Here is a 15,629-nt window from a genome sequence, read left to right as displayed (position 1 = left end):
TGTACAGCGGTCTCGTTGATTGATGCCCCATATTCGTTCATATATTTAAGTACCTCTAGTTTAAAGGGCAGAGTGTAATTTGTATAGGATGAAGCAAGTCCTTCCATCCCATGTTTTAGATAGCGAGCGACCCATCTTTTCAGAGGGGATAAACCTACATTTCTTTCTTGTGCAATGGATTTATAGGATTTTTTCCCTTCTAAGTACTCTAAAACTGCATGTAATTTTTCGTCTATCGTATATTTAGTCAAAAAAACTGCACCTCCAATTGTTAGATGTTGTCTAACAATTGGGGTGCAGTTCATAAAGACAGCTCTTTTCTTCAGGTAACGTACCTGTTAGTATCCATTATAAAATCACCATACCTCAAATAACTGAAGGTGAGGTGATATGAATTTCAATCAAGCATTACATAATCCCCTTCTTTGACTTGATTCTTTTGAAACCATCCAAGATTCACTTCAAGTGCATAAAGATAAGAAAGTTCTGGATCATAGGTAGGACAATCTTCCTCTTTACACGGCTCCATATCAAGTATTTTTAGAATTTCCCCATCTGAATCAAGAAAAGCAATAGATAAAGGAATTAATGTGTTTTTCATCCAGAATCCATCATATATTTTTTCTAAAAACACAAATAACATCCCCTCATTTTCGGGTAATTTTCTAACAAACATCAAGCCCTTTTCTCTTTTTCTTTGGGTATCTGCAACTTGAACGCTTAATATAGTTTCCCTGTTTCCACTGAGTATTTTTATCATTTTTCGTTTTATTCTATTTTTCATGATCACTCACCTTCAAGTATTTATAAGCAGGAAAGAAAATTGATGTCTTTTAAGAAGTTCATAAGATCATTTCCTTTTTTCGAAAAAACGTCTTTTTCCCTAATAATTATAAGGAAGAAAGTCTCCTTTTCACTTCAATACTTATTCTGTGGTTTTTAATTTAATACGTGGTTTTCAATAATCACAGCAACAATATATAAAAAGATTTGTTCAACTAAAAAGCTTCCTTAAGACAGCTCCGATCTTCAGCTAATTTTGCTAAAGTCTCTACTACTCAATCCTTTAGCTTTTCTATATTTTTCAACTTTCTTGCCAAAATCTATATTTTCCATAATCGCTACTCATTAACGAGTTGTTAAATCAAAATTAAATAAAGTTAATATAAATTAACATCTAGTGAAGTGTGTGTTAAAATGTAATTAATTATATTTAATTTAAATTCACAAATCCACTTGTTACAAGAAAATGAGGAGGATCAATCAAATGAAAGAGATTGTAAGTAATGAAATACAAACATGGAAAGATAAATATCCTTTACTAAAGAAGCTCATTTCGATGGATGAAGTATTTTGGCTCAATCCAAATATCGAAAAATTTCAAACGGGAATTAAAAAATCCCCCCTAACTCAAGAAGATGTAAGAGATGCAGAGGAAAGGTTGAAACGTTTTGCTCCATATATCGCCAAGGTTTTCCCTGAAACAAAAGGAACGAATGGTATCATAGAGTCTCCTTTAGTGAAAATTCCTGCCATGAAACAATCCTTAGAACAGGATTATCAACAACCTATATTAGGAGAATTATTACTAAAATGCGATAGTCACCTTCCTATATCAGGATCTATTAAAGCAAGAGGCGGGATTTATGAGATACTCAAACATGCAGAAGAATTAGCTTTTCAACATCAATTGTTAACGGTTCAAGATGATTATTCGATTTTAGATAGTGATAGGTTCCGAACCCTTTTCTCACAATATTCAATCGCAGTAGGCTCTACTGGAAATTTAGGACTTAGTATCGGCATCATCAGTGCAAAGTTAGGTTTTAATGTTTCTGTTCATATGTCAGCTGATGCAAAACAGTGGAAAAAAGACTTGCTTAGAAGCAAAAATGTCAAAGTTATTGAATATGAAGCTGATTATAGTAAAGCTGTAGAGGAAGGTCGAATCCAAGCAGATAGTGACCCAACATGTTATTTTGTGGATGATGAAAATTCTCACGACCTATTTTTAGGATATGCAGTGGCTGCATCTCGCTTGAAGAAACAATTAGAAGAGCTAGAGATAATAATAGATGAAAATCACCCTTTGTTTGTTTATCTTCCATGTGGAGTAGGTGGTGGTCCTGGAGGCGTAGCTTTTGGCTTGAAATTATTGTTTCAAGACCATATTCACTGTTTCTTTGCAGAACCTACCCACTCACCATGTATGTTACTCGGTTTAATGACTGGGCTTCATGATAAGATTTCTGTACAAGATGTTGGTATCGATAATGTAACAGACGCGGATGGACTTGCTGTTGGAAAGCCGTCTGGGTTTGTAGGTAAAACTATGGAACCTTTTTTAAGTGGCGATTATACGGTTAGCGATGAACAGTTGTATAAGTTGCTAAAAGAACTAGTCGATACAGAGGGGATCCATTTAGAACCTTCAGCACTAGCAGGCATGATAGGACCAAGTAAATTATGTAAAGAGGGCTTCGATTATTTACAGAAACATAGTTTAACGGAAAAGATGAGTAAGGGTACACATATTATTTGGGGGACTGGTGGAAGCATGGTTCCTGAAGAAATGATGACGCAATATTATCAAAAAGGGCTGAAATTAGCGTTAGAGAAAGAGAAGTAATATAACACGGGGTAGTAACCCCGTGTCAGAATGTAGACATTCGAACGTTGATTTTGTTTATCTTGCATTTTTTCATATTAGGGTTCCTCCTAAGGTTTTGAGTTAGAGTGGTGTCTTACTCATATCTTACTGAGGAGCCCTATTTTTTCAAGTCCTCTAATCAACAACTATTAGACTGCTTACTCTTGTTCATCAAGTTCAATAAAATAATGATCCTTACGATATGACACTGCCTCCATGGTTGCTATCAGGTTTTGCTCATGCAAGACGTCTATTCGATAAAAACCTGTCCGATAGTTTCGTTTAACTTCAGTTGCACAGGCTACTATCTTGTCTCCGGGTTTAGCTGATTCAATAAACTGGATTGTAGTCGAGAGTCCTAAGGATGTTTTTCCATATGCATTACAAGCTACGGAAAAAGCATGATCTGCTAAAGCATAAATAACAGCTCCGTGAACAGTTCCATATGCATTTACCATATGGCTTTGCACTTCTAACGTTGCTTCTGTATAACCTGCCTCGAATTTTGTTAGCTGAATGCCTAACGACTGAGCATACGGATCGTTTTTTACTTGCTCATGAATTTGTTCAAAGTGTTTTTCATAAATTTGATATTCATCAATTTTCTTCTTCACTATTACCTACCCCTTTGATTGAATATTTTACTCCCATTACCACCGATGGTAATTACCAGTAATTAGAATTAGAAATATTTTTCATATCCATTTCTAACTGATCATTGTACTGCACTTGAACTAAGAATCTTTTTCTTGCGTAATCTACTAAATATATAACCAAACAAACCGCCTATGATAGCTGGTAGGAGCCAACCTAAACCTAACTCATACATAGGAAGGAACTCAGTGAAAAAAATACTAATCGCTTTAATGTGTATACCAGCAGCGTTTAATCCGTCAAATAGGCTTACGATAAAGGTAAATATCAAACTACCTTGATATACTTCTGGCCTACCATTAAAGGCAGAGTGTAAAAATGTTAAGAATATTAAAGTAATGGCAATGGGATACATGGTCATTAATACAGGGATTGAAATCTTAATTAGTTGCGTTAATCCTATATTCGCTACGAGGGTACTAAATATAGTCAAAATTATCGCAAAATTTTTATAAGAGATCTTGGGAAATAATTCATGAAAGAAAGAAGAACAAGCCGTGATAAGACCAACACTTGTGGTCAAACACGCAACTGTAATCATTAAGCCTAATAAAATTGCACCATAAGAACCGAAATAGTAGTCAGAAACTTTTGCTAAAACTTCAGCTCCATTCTCTAATTGACCTAGTTTTTCTACACTCGAAGCTCCCATAAAGGAAAGTGCAGTATAAATTAGAATGAGCAGTGTAGCTGCTATTGCCGTTGCTTTTACACAAACAGTCATGATTTCTTTCTAAGTAGTAGCTCCTTTTTCTTTAATGGCATTCACAATAATGATTCCGAAAGCAAAAGCTACAAGAGCATCCAGTGTTAAATAGCCTTCTTGAAAGCCTTTGAAAAACACATGGGATGTATACCCTTTGAAAGGAGCTTGAAAGCTACCGATTGGATGAATAACAGCTATTATTACTAGGAATCCGATGAATGTTAATTTTATAGGTGTTAGAATTTTTCCCACAACATCAATAATTTTAGTGGGATTAAGCGAAAGTAGGCAGGCGACGATAAAAAATATGATCGTAAATATGACCAAAGGCAGAGACCCTGCATGATTCATAACAAACGGTTTAACTCCAATTTCAAACGATACATTACCAGCTCGGGGAATAGCGAAAAAAGGGCCGATTGCGAGATAGAGAACAGTCGCAAACACCATACCAAACACTGGATGTACTCGACTCGCTAAAGATCGTAAATCATCTTTACCTGAAAAAACAAATGCTGTAATTGCAAGTAATGGTAATCCTACTCCAGTCACCAAGAAGCCCGCATTGGCTTTCCATACATTTGTTCCAGCCATTTGCCCAAGCATAGGGGGGAAAATTAAATTTCCTGCCCCGAAAAACAATGCGAATAGCATTAAACCGATAATTATTATAAATGACAATGGAACTTTCTGTGACACATCAATCCCTCCTAAAATCAACTAGCATATGGACACATTTGTTTTGTGTTTGATATAAAAAATTAGTTTCTTTTGCATAGCAAAGAGACTGATTCTAAAAAAACAATTGTACCAACATCATGTAGGCAATCGTTCCCCCCGCTATGGAGAGGAGCATCATTTTCTTCCAAAAGTGAAGCAATGCAACTACCGCTACCGCAATGCATTCAGGGATACCGTGACTTCCGGATTGTAAGTTCACATCCTTTAAACAATAAATGATCAAAAGCCCTATTACCGCGGATGGCAGCATTTTACCGAGATACTGTACATACTTCGGTGTGGGTTTTCCAGATGGGAAAATGATGAATGGCAGAAACCTTGTAAGCATTGTGCCTAAAACAACCATGGCAATAGTAATGATCTGCTGTGTTAAATCCATTGTCATATGGCCTCGACCTCAACTTTCTCTAATGTCTTTCTAAGTAAGGTGAGTAACCCCAAAATGGCAAACATAGCAGGAATAATGAAATGGTTTCCGCCAAAAATAATAAGACAGACAGTTGACAGCCCAAGCCCTGCGAGAGCACTATGATGATTTTTCTCTTTCATCCACTGTTCAATGAAAATGACTACAAATAGAGCCGTCATAACAAAATCGAGTCCTTCCGTGTTGAACTTGACAAGTGAACCAAAAATGCCGCCAATCGCTGCCCCTATCACCCAATAGGCATGATTGAGCAGTGTTACGAAAAACATAAACCAGCCCTTGTCTACATTCTGCGGAACATCAACGGTACAATTGATAGAAAAAGACTCATCGCAAAGCCCATAAATCAGATACAGCTTTTTCTTCCCGGTCCCCCTATACTTATCAAGCATCGAAATGCCATAAAACAAATGTCGTGCATTCACCATTATTGTTAGAAAAAGGGCGTTAATCGGATTGAATGCGACAAGCAATAAATTGGCTGCAATAAACTCCATTGATCCTGCAAATATTGTTAGACTCATCAAGATCGGGTAAATCGCACTGAAGCCTAATGAATTCATAAAGATTCCATAAGCGATGCCTAAAAATAAAAAGCCTGCCAAAATGGGCACTGTGTACGGAAAAGCTGCACGTAATGCAGGTATCATTTGAGTTCTTTTTTTCATATAAATCACATCCTGATGGCTAAATTTATTTAAACTTAACATACAAAATCCGTACAAAAAACAAGTTAATTGTATGGATTACAATTAAAATAAAATTCCCCCATTTTATCAAAATGGGGGTGCTGATAGGCTTATCACCTTATATTCGTTTAAAGTCGCCTTTCAAATCATACCGTTTCATGATTAGAATTCCATACAAAAAATGATATGATTGTATGGAAAAAGTTAATAGAGGTGACGTATGCCAGTAAATTCATTTGACAATTATCCAATGTCTTGGAAACCTGATAAGAAAGCAATAAAGCGTCCTTTTTATAAATCTCTTGCATCATTACTTGAACAAAATATAACAAATGGTTTTTTAGCACCTGGAACAAAGTTGCCTCCGCAACGAGAATTGGCGGATTTTCTTGACTTAAACTTCACCACGATTACCCGTGCCTACAAAATATGCGAGATAAAGGGATTAATTTATGCCGTTACGGGAAGCGGAACCTTTGTGGCTCCCAATGCCACTCGTTCTATAACCATTTCCGCGGATAAAACGGCAAACAGCATTGATCTTGGTTTTGTGGCATCTTTTGAGCAAACCAATGATATTGTAGCAGAAACTATTCAAAAAACTGTGAACAAAAGTTATTTGAAGCAGTTACTAAATTACAACGATCCGACTGGTATTCCACATCAAAAAACAGCAGCTCTAAACTGGATGGAATCTTTCGGCATTCACGCGGATCAAGAGCATATAGCAATCGTTTCTGGTGCCCAAAATGCATTGGCCATAGCCTTGGCTTCTTTGTTTGAGCCTGGTAATAGAATTGCAACCGACTTATACACATATTCAAACTTTATCGAGTTGGCAAAGATGTTCCATATTAAGTTAGTGCCCATTCTCGGAGACCAGTTTGGAATGCTGCCAGACGAACTTGAAAAGCAGTGTTGTCAAATAAATATTGACGGCATTTTTCTGATGCCCTCTTGCAACAATCCAACCACAATCATGATGTCAGATATTCGAAAGCAAGAATTGGCTGCGGTCATCCGTAAGCATCGTTTAATCTTGATCGAGGATGATATTCATGCATTTATGACGGCAGGTATGATCTCCGATTACCAGCAGCCAATGTTCCATTTACTCCCAGAACAGAGCGTTTATATTTGTAGCACGTCTAAGTCAATATGTTCTGGATTAAGAGTTGCCTATATGGTCTATGGGGATGCATTACGCGAGAAAATTTCGCAGGCCATTTTCAACATAAATGTAAAGACCTCTTCTTTTGATGCAGAGGTTATCACAGAGCTTATCTTATCAGGGAAGGCTCATGAAATTGCTTCTCAAAAGAAACAGCTTGCACAGACTGCAAATGATATATATTCGGAATATTTTCCTTTAAGAAAGGATGTTGGACATCCTCTCAGTTTTTATCGTTGGCTTCCAATTCAAGGACATAACGATGCGTTACAACTGGAAATGGATTTGAAAAGGCACGGTATTCGAGTTTTTCATTCCAATCGTTTTCAAAGCGGGCAGACTACCCCTGATATGTATTTACGTATTGCACTTTCTTCTACAAACTCATTTGATGAGTTAAAAATAGGATTAGCCATATTAAAACAGTATCTCAACTGATTCAAAAGATGAAGTATTCAATATTTACGAGCTTACCCAGTGTTTTTTTACTGAAATCCTTAATTGGATTGAAGAAATTTGCGGCACTCCTGCCGAATAACTGGCTAGTCGAGACCCCGGAGACACTTGCGTCGAGGAGGCTTGGCAGACAGTCGGCGGAAAGGGAGCAGATTTATGAATCATTTACCGAATTCGATTTCTTGATTTGGCATATTTTCTAGCATTTCTTCGGCTTGAACCAATCTCTCTGACTTCATTTCACCACTCCTGTTCTGACTGCTGAACATAGTATGGGCAAATGGGAACCACCTGTATTATATGATTCCTTGGAAGAATTCTTAAAGGATATTAAATAAAGAGGGTAATGACCCTCTTACAGTTGGTAAGCAAAATCAGTTCTATCTAACAATTAAAACAAAGTTGATTGGAACTGGTGTGCGAGACTCCTACGGGAAAAGCGCTCCAAGGGAGATCCCGCAGGCGCAAAAGCGCCGAGGGCGGACCGCCCACGGAAAGCGAGTGCCAACGTTCGAATTTTTACAAACCCTATTTTTTAACAGTGATCCATTCGCCCCAAAAAGTTTGTTTAAACTACAAAACTAGTTAATTCAATAACAATCCCAGTATGGAAACAAAGAAAAGAAATAATGAGACTACAAAGTACCCCAAAAATCCTTCTTTTCTATCTTTTTGAAATTCGCCTAATCCTGTTACTAACATCATTGCCCCCAAGAACAACATAGAATACGGCATCAACTCAGTATTCCCAGTAATTAGCTGATAGGCGTATAAAGCAAGAACAATTATTGCTAAGATGATTTTAACTTTTTTCAAGAATATATTTCTCCTTAAATACAATTTTTTCAATTAATCATACCATTTAACACCTTTTCATTTGTGTGGAAAATGGAAATTCCTTCATTCACTCCCCCACTTTTTTGCAAGAAAAAGCCGACTGATTTTTTAATAAAACCAATCGGCTATATGTGCTTTTAATTTATTTGATTGTTACGCATTTACTGCTTTACGTGCCTGGCTTGCATGTAATTTTTTCATTGCAAATCTTGCAATCGGCTGTGCGATCAAAGCTTCCACCCAAAATGCGATGAAAAAGTTACGAGGCCAATCATAAAAGAACGTTTGAATCGGCTCCAAACTAATTTCTCCCATGCCAATCCAAGATCCGATAACTGTCAGTAAAATGGACAGGATGGTTACGCTAAATAATATCGTGAATAACACTCTTGCATTAAAACCGTCCGTAGGTTCAGTAAACTTTTGTACGAGTTTATTAACAATTGGATTAACAACAAGTGTTACCAATAAAATTACACAAATCCACACAAATGGAATTACTTGTAAGGTTTCAAAATACACTTCTTTACTGAATCCAAATTTAAATCCCATAATAAGCGGTGCGATAATGTTGACTGAAAGTATAGATATAATCGCTAAAAATAATACAAAGTCTTTTCCATTTCGCGGTAATCTTGTTTCCTCGTGCATATGATCATCTCCATTAAAAATATTTCAGATGGCAGACGTATCGTGAGACATATATTTTTGGTCAATAAAAAAGACCAATATCTCTACACACTGATATAACAATTTTATCACGTTTTTCAAATGATTTTCAATACTTTATACCTAGCACTTAACTATCCTGCACCGTTTTTCCCCTAAGAAAAAGGCTGCCTCAGCACCCTACTTACTGCAAACAAATCACGAAACAGCAGGACTCATGTCCCCCCAGATAATTACAAGAATTTACTTGATTTTCTTTTAGTTAAAAAGCACAAAATAATATCTGAAATTTCACACTTCTTCTAATGATTCCTAAATACGAAACCTGTATACTTTTATCATGTTAGTTTTTATTACATCATTAGTCATATCATATAACACTACGCATAGGAGTTGAGTGTACATTGTCTACATATCTAGAAAGGCAAGCTTTAGAAGAGTCGGAGTTCCACCACGCTGCGGATTTGGACGAATCTCTGAAGCCGCGAACCAAAGAAGATAGGACGGTTGGCCCGATATCCTATATATTCATGTGGATTGGAGACGGCGTCAATTTAGGGAATATGACACTAGGAGCCAGCTTGGTCGTAGCGGGAACCGCAACGTTGAACATCTTTCAGACATTTGCTGCAGCTGCCATTGCCATCGCTATCATTTCCGTGATTTTTGCTTTAAATGATAGGATTGGATACAGGACGGGTATTCCCTATGTTGTTCAGCTCAGAATGTCCTTCGGGATGAAAGGCTCCATCCTATCATCACTTTTGCGCGGAATTCCGGCTATCATCTGGTACGGTTTTCAAAGTTGGATCGGCGGTACTGCCTTAAACGAAATTGTGAAGATTATTACGGGTGGTGCCTTTGATAATGCCGTCATTTGCTTTGTCGTGATTCAACTGGTGCAAATTGCGCTTTCCCTGTACGGCTTCCATGCCATCAAATGGGTGGAAATGCTTGCGTCCATTGTTATCATGCTAGCATTAGTCTATGTATTTGGTATTCTGCTTACATCACATAACGAGGTCATCGCGGAAAAATGGGTGCATACTGAAGGCTCATGGGGCTTGCCGTTCTTTGCTTTCATCATGATGTTTTTAGGAAATTATGCGGCTATCTTTTTAAGCGCAGGGGACTACTCAAGAGAGCTTAAGTCTGGCATCAGTGATGCAAAACGAGGTTTTTTGTACTTTTCTCCCATTTTACTAGCATACGGCTTCGTACTGACAATCGGTGTAATGCTTGCTTCCGCTACCGGCATTTCCAATCCCGTTAAGGCGTTTGCAATTGTGGTAGATAATCCTTATATCACAGTAGGCGTTTCTGCATTTATCGTTATAGGTGCAATTGCGGTAAATATGGTTGCCAATATTATTCCGCCAACATATGTCATCACTTTGCTTACAAAGCTGAAATATAAGGTTGCCGTTATCATAACCGGAATTCTTGCCTTTTGCTCCTTCCCTTGGGTGCTTGTACAGGATTCTTCGGCGAAGGGTCTTGGTTTGTTCATTCTTATTTATTCCGCATTTTTAGGTCCGATCGTTTCGATTTTATTAGTCGAGTATTATCTATTAAGAAAGCAAAAGATCAATGTTTCCGATTTGTACAGAGAAGGCGGGCCATTTACAGGATATAACCCATGCGCGCTGCTCGCCATGCTTATCGGCGCCGGCGCTGCCTTTATAAAAGTCGAGCTGGCCTGGATCATCGGCGTTTTCGTGGCAGGCATTGCCTATATGATTCTGATGAAGTTCACCTTTAAGGATTCAAGATTCAAAAAGGGTACGATATTTGAGAAGTAGGCAAAAAGAGATACTACTTAAAAAGGTAGTATCTCTTTTTTAACTTACGAAAGATATGTTTGACCATTTTTGTAAATGAATGAGTAGTTTCCTTCTTTTTTCAATAGAACCGGCAAGTACTGGTCAACCATTTCCGCTATGCCGAGATTACTGGGGTGGAGAATCCAATCAATGGATTTCCAATCGAGGATACCTTCTCGTGTTTTTTGGGGTGTTTCATATGTTAAATCATCGTCCGCTTCGTACAAATAGACATATATTCCATCCAGCTCACCTTCTGGAGTCTCCCAGGTAACCGTTCCTTTCGAAAAAAAGTTCGCTACTTTTATGCCCGTTTCCTCAAACACTTCACGCAACGCACCTTCATCAGGAGTTTCCCCTTTCTCGATTTTGCCCCCCACTCCGTTCCAAACACCCATAATTGGAGGCTTCTCTCGATTAAGCATGAGTATTTCATTATTTATCTTCACAAAACAAACCGTATACTTAAACATTATTCAAAGTGACCCCTTTATCGTTAATTAACCCCACCACATGACTGTTACGAATATACAAATTATTCACACGTGATCTTCCCACTATATTTCCGTCCATATAATTAGGAAAGATCTTGACCAAACATTCCTAATACAGTTTGCCTTTCTATTAAAAACATTGGCTTCCCTCACTTCTTCTGCCTCTAAAGTATTTACACTCTCTCAAATCTTAAAATCCATAAACGCTCTCCGTCTATGTATAATGCGCTCCCCATTAGTTCCAATTCTTCTATTTTAGCGCATTTACTCGTGAATTTGCGCTGTTTACTCGTGAGTTTTGCTGTTTTACTCGTGAATTTGCGCTGTTTACTCGTGAATTTGCGCTGTTTACTCGTGAATTTTGCTGTTTTACTCGTGAGTTTTGTTTTTTTCTCATTAATTTGCGCTGTTTACTAGTGAGTTTTGTTGTTTTACTCGTGAATTTGCGCTGTTTACTCGTGAATTCGCGCTGTTTACTAGTGAATTTGCGCTGTTTACTCGTGAGTTTTGCTGTTTTACTCGTGAATTTGCGCTGTTTACTCGTGAATTTTGCTGTTTTACTCGTGAATTTGCGCTTTTTACTCGTGAGTTGCGCTGTTTTCTAGTGAATTCGCACTTTACTAGTGAGTTTTGTTGTTTTACTCATGAGTTTGCGCTGTTTACTCATGAGTTTTGCTGTTTTACTCGTGAATTTGCGCTGTTTACTCGTGAACTTGCGCTGTTTACTCGTGAACTTGCGCTGTTTACTCGTGAATTCGCACTTTACTCGTGAGTTTGCGCTGTTTTACTCGTGAATTCGCACTTTACTCGTGAGTTTTGTTGTTTTACTCGTGAATTCGCGCTGTTTACTAGTGAATTCGCACTTTACTCGTGAGTTTTGCTGTTTTACTCGTGAATTTGCGCTGTTTACTCGTGAATTTGCGCTGTTTACTCGTGAATTTGCGCTGTTTACTCGTGAATTTTGCTGTTTTACTCGTGAGTTTTGTTTTTTTCTCATTAATTTGCGCTGTTTACTCTTGAATTCGCACTTTACTCGTGAATTTACACTGTTTACTCGTGAATTCGGATTTTACTCATTGTCGCATAAAGAGAGCAGCGAATCCCTTAAGAATCGCTGCTCCTCCTCTTTATGCTCCTGCCCAAACATCTTTCGCATATCTGCCATTTTCCTCTAATGATTGCAGCCATACTGTGGCTTCTTCTTTCGTTGTTTGATAGAAATGCATATAGCTTTCGATTAGTGTTCGTTCAACATCAGGTGCCATTTTGCTTCCGTCTCCGCAGATGTATAGGTGTCCTCCTTCTTTTAATAAAGGAAGGATGTCATGGGCGTTTTCCGCTAATCTGTTCTGGACATATGTTTTTTCTTGACCGGGACATCTTGAGTAAGCGGTGTGCAGTGTTACAAGGCCTTCTTGTTCAGCTTGCACGAGTTCTTCTTGATAGAGGAAATCGTGTTCCGGATTACGGCATCCAAAGTAAAGGTGGGCAGTCCCTAGGGTTTCACCTTTTTCTTTCAAAGCGCGACGTGCCTGTATGAATCCCCTGAATGGTGCAATTCCTGTTCCAGGGCCAATCATGATGATTGGTTTTCCTGTTTGCTCTGGGAGCTGGAAGTTGGATTGCGGCGTATTGATAAAGCAGGCTATTTTGTCTCCTCGGAAGCGTTCTGCCAAATAATTCGATGCAATTCCTTTGTATTCTCCGCTGCCACTCAAAGCTTCTCCACGGACGACACTGACGGTGATGCTTGCTTCTCCTTCGTTCTGGAGTGGTGAGCTTGAGATAGAGTAGTATCTTGCTTTTAAAGGTGGCAGTAAAGACAGAAAACGTTCAAATGGGATATCACACGCAAGATACTTTTCTATAAGGTCAAGCATGGTTATGCGCTTGTTCAGGATTTCTTGTTTATAGATATTGTCCAAAAGAAGATCTTCAAGTTCTTTTACATGTGGAGGACATACCGTATGAGTGGCAAGCGCCCGAATTTGAGACCTGGTGGCGGGTTCTTGGAACTCCACATAGTTTGATAGTAACTCCTCGAGTTTTACCGGTTTTCCTGTAGGAAGATGGGCAGCTTTTCCGGAATCCCCAGTTAGATTTACGTAATCTTTGCCGTTTAGGTTAAATCGACTGAGCACTCGCTCGACAAGGTCCGATGGATTTTGCGGAAGTACCCCGAGATGATCGCCTTCTTGATAATGTATTCCCTCTGGCAGAGATAATTCAATATGCCGTGTGCTTCTTTCGCTATCTTCATGTTGTAATTCAAAATTCTTTTTTACAATGGATGTAAAAGCATGATGGGTGCGTGCAAGTGGTGTGCCGCTCACATCACTTACGAAGTTCATTGTAATCGAACTGATTTCCCGATCATTCCTATTCACTTCAATGTTAAGTGTTTCGGCAAGATTCGGCCAAAGGGCTTCTGTCCATTTCTCGTAATCCCCTTCAAAGTCATCGCTTGCATCTCCATAGCCTGTTTCAGACAGCCGCACTGCTCCTTTTTGTTCCAGCCGATCATCAATGAAGATTGGAATGCGTTGGTACGTAGTGGCCCAATTGCGGTCCCCGCAGCCGAAGATCGCATAGTGAACACCATCCAATGTGTTACCCTTGCTTTCCTTCAGCCATGAAACGAAGTCACCCGCATTATCCGGGGGATTTCCATTATAAGATGCCGAGACTATAAGAACAGCTCCTTCTTGAGGAAGCCGATCGGTGTAATCATTTAAAGGGGCAACCTCGGCATTGAAGCCTTGTCGCTTCCCTGTTTCAGCAAGGTCACGAGCAATCCCTTCCGCTGTTCCCATATTTGATCCAAACAGGACGAGTAATGGTGTCCCATGTGCTGATTCAATTGGAGATGCCGCGGCTTCTTTGTCCGCTGACTTTGATTCTGGAGAAGCAGCGGTAAATGAAATCGCCGGCTTCCTCGGTGAAACGTGCATGGTCAATCCGTCTGGTTTGAGAGTCAACGTTTCTTTAACATTCAATTGATATTCTTCATGATCAATCAAATCAAAGTGCTGTAAAACCATGCCGAGCACCAATGTCGCTTCATGAAGGGCAAACTGCTGTCCGATACAGGCGCGCTGCCCGTTTCCAAACGGTTTATAAGCATGATAAGGGATTGAATCCAAATCCTCGAACCGCTCAGGAATGAACGATTCAATGTCATCACCCCAAACGGATGGATCACGGTGAAGCTCGGGAATCAGCAGCGAGAATACATCACCTTTCTTCACATTGTATTTTCCACCCAGCATGGTATCTTCTTTTGCATAAACGGTAAACGCCGGAGCAGTCGGCCACAGACGAAGCGTTTCATTCAGCACCATCCGGACATATTTCAGCTTTTTCACTTGTTTGTAATCAGGAACATCATCACCCAGCACTTCATCGACTTCCTGCTGCGCTTTTTTTAACTTGTCTCTGTTATTCATGAGGAAATAGATGGCGAACGATAGGAGACCGCTCGTCGTTTCATGCCCAGCTATTAAAAAGGTAATGATTTGAAAACGAATATTTTCATCATCCAGTGATACACCCGTTTCAGGATCGACTCCTTTCAACATATGGGAAAGAAGGTCATCTTCTCCCTGATCACCATTTTGTTTTCGTTCAGTAATCAATTCATCCACTAGAGAGAACATATATTGAATGTCCTCCCTGAATTGTTTTTTAGACTTAATCATCAGTTTATCTTGGATGCCAAGTCGCTGCGTTTGGCTCATCGCTTCATCCAAAGCACGCACCATACTGGTGACAAAAGGATGGGTGGTATCCCGATAAAAACTGTTAAAGCGGTAATTGAACCCGCAGAGTCCGATCGTATCCAAGGTCAATCGTGTCATATCTTCAGGAACATCTATCTCATCAGCTGGATTCAGGCGAGCCCATTTTTGAATGAGTTGGGTAGCAAGATCCACCATTTTAGCATGATACCCCTTCATTGCCTGCTGGCTAAAGCTGGGCAGCAGGATGTTATGGGCCTTTTTCCAATTCGGCTCCGTCGTTTCACTTGTGAAAAGACCATCGCCACCAAACGCTCTCACTTTTTGTAGGGCTGGACCGACTTTCTTATCAAACCTAGTTTCATCACATATCTCTTTTGCGAGGGCAGCACTGGATACGAATGTAGTGATTCTACCCGGAAATTGAAACTGAAAAACCGGCCCAAGTTCTCGTGCCAGCTTCATGAAAGACTGAAGCGGCTTATCCTTATCAATGATAGGCAGGCTGCCTAGGGGGCCATATGTCTTTGGCTGTGGAAACTGAGTTGTTTTTTCCATTTTATTAGCACCTCTTT

General features: G+C 39.2%; 16 protein-coding genes and 1 pseudogene. 7 read left to right on the top strand and 10 right to left on the bottom strand.

What is annotated here, in order from left to right; genetic code table 11:
- The coding region (locus LQ203_RS25510; protein ID WP_230155323.1) for a transposase at window positions 1–251 on the bottom strand (251 nt) is incomplete at its 3' end.
- Window positions 252–397: 146 nt separating this feature from the next.
- Window positions 398–784, bottom strand: coding sequence for a DUF192 domain-containing protein (locus LQ203_RS25505; RefSeq protein ID WP_230162511.1), 387 nt, complete (start codon window positions 782–784; stop codon window positions 398–400).
- Window positions 785–1,267: 483 nt separating this feature from the next.
- Here LQ203_RS25505 and LQ203_RS25500 point away from each other — a divergent pair, with 483 nt between their 5' ends.
- Window positions 1,268–2,629 carry a D-serine ammonia-lyase gene (locus tag LQ203_RS25500; protein ID WP_230162509.1) on the top strand — a complete coding sequence of 454 codons (1,362 nt, stop codon included), beginning with the start codon at window positions 1,268–1,270 and terminating at the stop codon, window positions 2,627–2,629.
- A 179-nt stretch (window positions 2,630–2,808) separates the two neighbouring features.
- On the opposite strand, the gene LQ203_RS25495 is transcribed toward LQ203_RS25500, so the two are convergent.
- From LQ203_RS25495 to azlC, 4 genes and pseudogenes are all read right to left on the bottom strand, one after another.
- Window positions 2,809–3,264 carry a hotdog fold thioesterase gene (locus LQ203_RS25495; protein ID WP_230162507.1) on the bottom strand — a complete coding sequence of 152 codons (456 nt, stop codon included), beginning with the start codon at window positions 3,262–3,264 and terminating at the stop codon, window positions 2,809–2,811.
- Between the two features lie 101 nt (window positions 3,265–3,365).
- A pseudogene (gene brnQ, locus LQ203_RS25490) lies at window positions 3,366–4,709 on the bottom strand (branched-chain amino acid transport system II carrier protein).
- A gap of 94 nt (window positions 4,710–4,803) precedes the next feature.
- Window positions 4,804–5,136: a branched-chain amino acid transporter permease gene (locus LQ203_RS25485; protein WP_230162505.1), complete on the bottom strand. Its 333-nt coding sequence runs from the start codon at window positions 5,134–5,136 to the stop codon at window positions 4,804–4,806.
- Window positions 5,133–5,888, bottom strand: coding sequence for an azaleucine resistance protein AzlC (gene azlC / locus LQ203_RS25480; protein ID WP_230162503.1), 756 nt, complete (start codon window positions 5,886–5,888; stop codon window positions 5,133–5,135). The genes LQ203_RS25485 and azlC overlap by 4 nt, the downstream gene beginning before the upstream one ends.
- Window positions 5,889–6,087: 199 nt before the next feature.
- Between azlC and LQ203_RS25475 the strand changes: the two genes are divergently transcribed.
- A complete protein-coding gene (locus LQ203_RS25475; RefSeq protein ID WP_230162501.1) occupies window positions 6,088–7,476 on the top strand; it encodes a PLP-dependent aminotransferase family protein in 1,389 nt (462 codons plus the stop codon).
- A gap of 603 nt (window positions 7,477–8,079) precedes the next feature.
- On the opposite strand, the gene LQ203_RS25465 is transcribed toward LQ203_RS25475, so the two are convergent.
- Window positions 8,080–8,310, bottom strand: coding sequence for a YczI family protein (locus tag LQ203_RS25465; protein WP_230162499.1), 231 nt, complete (start codon window positions 8,308–8,310; stop codon window positions 8,080–8,082).
- 174 nt (window positions 8,311–8,484) lie between these two features.
- Window positions 8,485–8,982 (bottom strand): hypothetical protein, encoded by a 498-nt coding sequence (locus LQ203_RS25460; RefSeq protein ID WP_230162497.1) that lies wholly within the window; start codon window positions 8,980–8,982, stop codon window positions 8,485–8,487.
- Between the two features lie 422 nt (window positions 8,983–9,404).
- On the opposite strand from LQ203_RS25460, the gene LQ203_RS25455 reads away from it, so the two are divergent.
- Window positions 9,405–10,802 (top strand): NCS1 family transporter, encoded by a 1,398-nt coding sequence (locus LQ203_RS25455; RefSeq protein WP_230162495.1) that lies wholly within the window; start codon window positions 9,405–9,407, stop codon window positions 10,800–10,802.
- Between the two features lie 44 nt (window positions 10,803–10,846).
- Here LQ203_RS25455 and LQ203_RS25450 read toward each other — a convergent pair whose 3' ends face one another.
- The gene (locus LQ203_RS25450) at window positions 10,847–11,296 is read right to left on the bottom strand and encodes an 8-oxo-dGTP diphosphatase (RefSeq protein WP_290370653.1); all 450 of its coding nucleotides are present in this window, start codon (window positions 11,294–11,296) and stop codon (window positions 10,847–10,849) included.
- A 237-nt stretch (window positions 11,297–11,533) separates the two neighbouring features.
- On the opposite strand from LQ203_RS25450, the gene LQ203_RS25445 reads away from it, so the two are divergent.
- The 4 genes from LQ203_RS25445 to LQ203_RS25435 are packed head-to-tail and all read left to right on the top strand — an operon-like array spanning window position 11,534 to window position 12,492.
- Window positions 11,534–11,734, top strand: coding sequence for a hypothetical protein (locus LQ203_RS25445; RefSeq protein ID WP_230162493.1), 201 nt, complete (start codon window positions 11,534–11,536; stop codon window positions 11,732–11,734).
- Window positions 11,734–11,922 (top strand): hypothetical protein, encoded by a 189-nt coding sequence (locus LQ203_RS25440; RefSeq protein WP_230162491.1) that lies wholly within the window; start codon window positions 11,734–11,736, stop codon window positions 11,920–11,922. The genes LQ203_RS25445 and LQ203_RS25440 overlap by 1 nt, the downstream gene beginning before the upstream one ends.
- 60 nt (window positions 11,923–11,982) lie before the next feature.
- Window positions 11,983–12,111: a hypothetical protein gene (locus LQ203_RS27600; protein WP_290370652.1), complete on the top strand. Its 129-nt coding sequence runs from the start codon at window positions 11,983–11,985 to the stop codon at window positions 12,109–12,111.
- Between the two features lie 15 nt (window positions 12,112–12,126).
- Complete coding sequence (locus tag LQ203_RS25435; RefSeq protein ID WP_230162489.1) at window positions 12,127–12,492, top strand: hypothetical protein; 366 nt, start codon at window positions 12,127–12,129, stop codon at window positions 12,490–12,492.
- On the opposite strand, the gene LQ203_RS25430 is transcribed toward LQ203_RS25435, so the two are convergent.
- Window positions 12,445–15,612, bottom strand: coding sequence for a bifunctional cytochrome P450/NADPH--P450 reductase (locus LQ203_RS25430; protein ID WP_230162487.1), 3,168 nt, complete (start codon window positions 15,610–15,612; stop codon window positions 12,445–12,447). The two genes, LQ203_RS25435 and LQ203_RS25430, sit on opposite strands and share 48 nt — an antisense overlap.
- Window positions 15,613–15,629 lie beyond the last annotated feature (17 nt).

Source organism: Peribacillus sp. Bi96 (genome assembly GCF_918698115.1).
Lineage (GTDB): Bacteria > Bacillota > Bacilli > Bacillales > DSM-1321 > Peribacillus.
This window is presented reverse-complemented; position numbering and strand designations above follow the sequence as displayed.

Coding starts and splice junctions, on each gene's coding strand:
- LQ203_RS25505 (WP_230162511.1), bottom strand. CDS start 784: ATGAAAAATAGAATAAAACGAAAAATGATAAAAATACTCAGTGGAAAC.
- LQ203_RS25500 (WP_230162509.1), top strand. CDS start 1,268: ATGAAAGAGATTGTAAGTAATGAAATACAAACATGGAAAGATAAATAT.
- LQ203_RS25485 (WP_230162505.1), bottom strand. CDS start 5,136: ATGACAATGGATTTAACACAGCAGATCATTACTATTGCCATGGTTGTT.
- azlC (WP_230162503.1), bottom strand. CDS start 5,888: ATGTTAAGTTTAAATAAATTTAGCCATCAGGATGTGATTTATATGAAA.
- LQ203_RS25475 (WP_230162501.1), top strand. CDS start 6,088: ATGCCAGTAAATTCATTTGACAATTATCCAATGTCTTGGAAACCTGAT.
- LQ203_RS25460 (WP_230162497.1), bottom strand. CDS start 8,982: ATGCACGAGGAAACAAGATTACCGCGAAATGGAAAAGACTTTGTATTA.
- LQ203_RS25450 (WP_290370653.1), bottom strand. CDS start 11,296: ATGTTTAAGTATACGGTTTGTTTTGTGAAGATAAATAATGAAATACTC.
- LQ203_RS25445 (WP_230162493.1), top strand. CDS start 11,534: ATGTATAATGCGCTCCCCATTAGTTCCAATTCTTCTATTTTAGCGCAT.
- LQ203_RS27600 (WP_290370652.1), top strand. CDS start 11,983: ATGAGTTTTGCTGTTTTACTCGTGAATTTGCGCTGTTTACTCGTGAAC.
- LQ203_RS25430 (WP_230162487.1), bottom strand. CDS start 15,612: ATGGAAAAAACAACTCAGTTTCCACAGCCAAAGACATATGGCCCCCTA.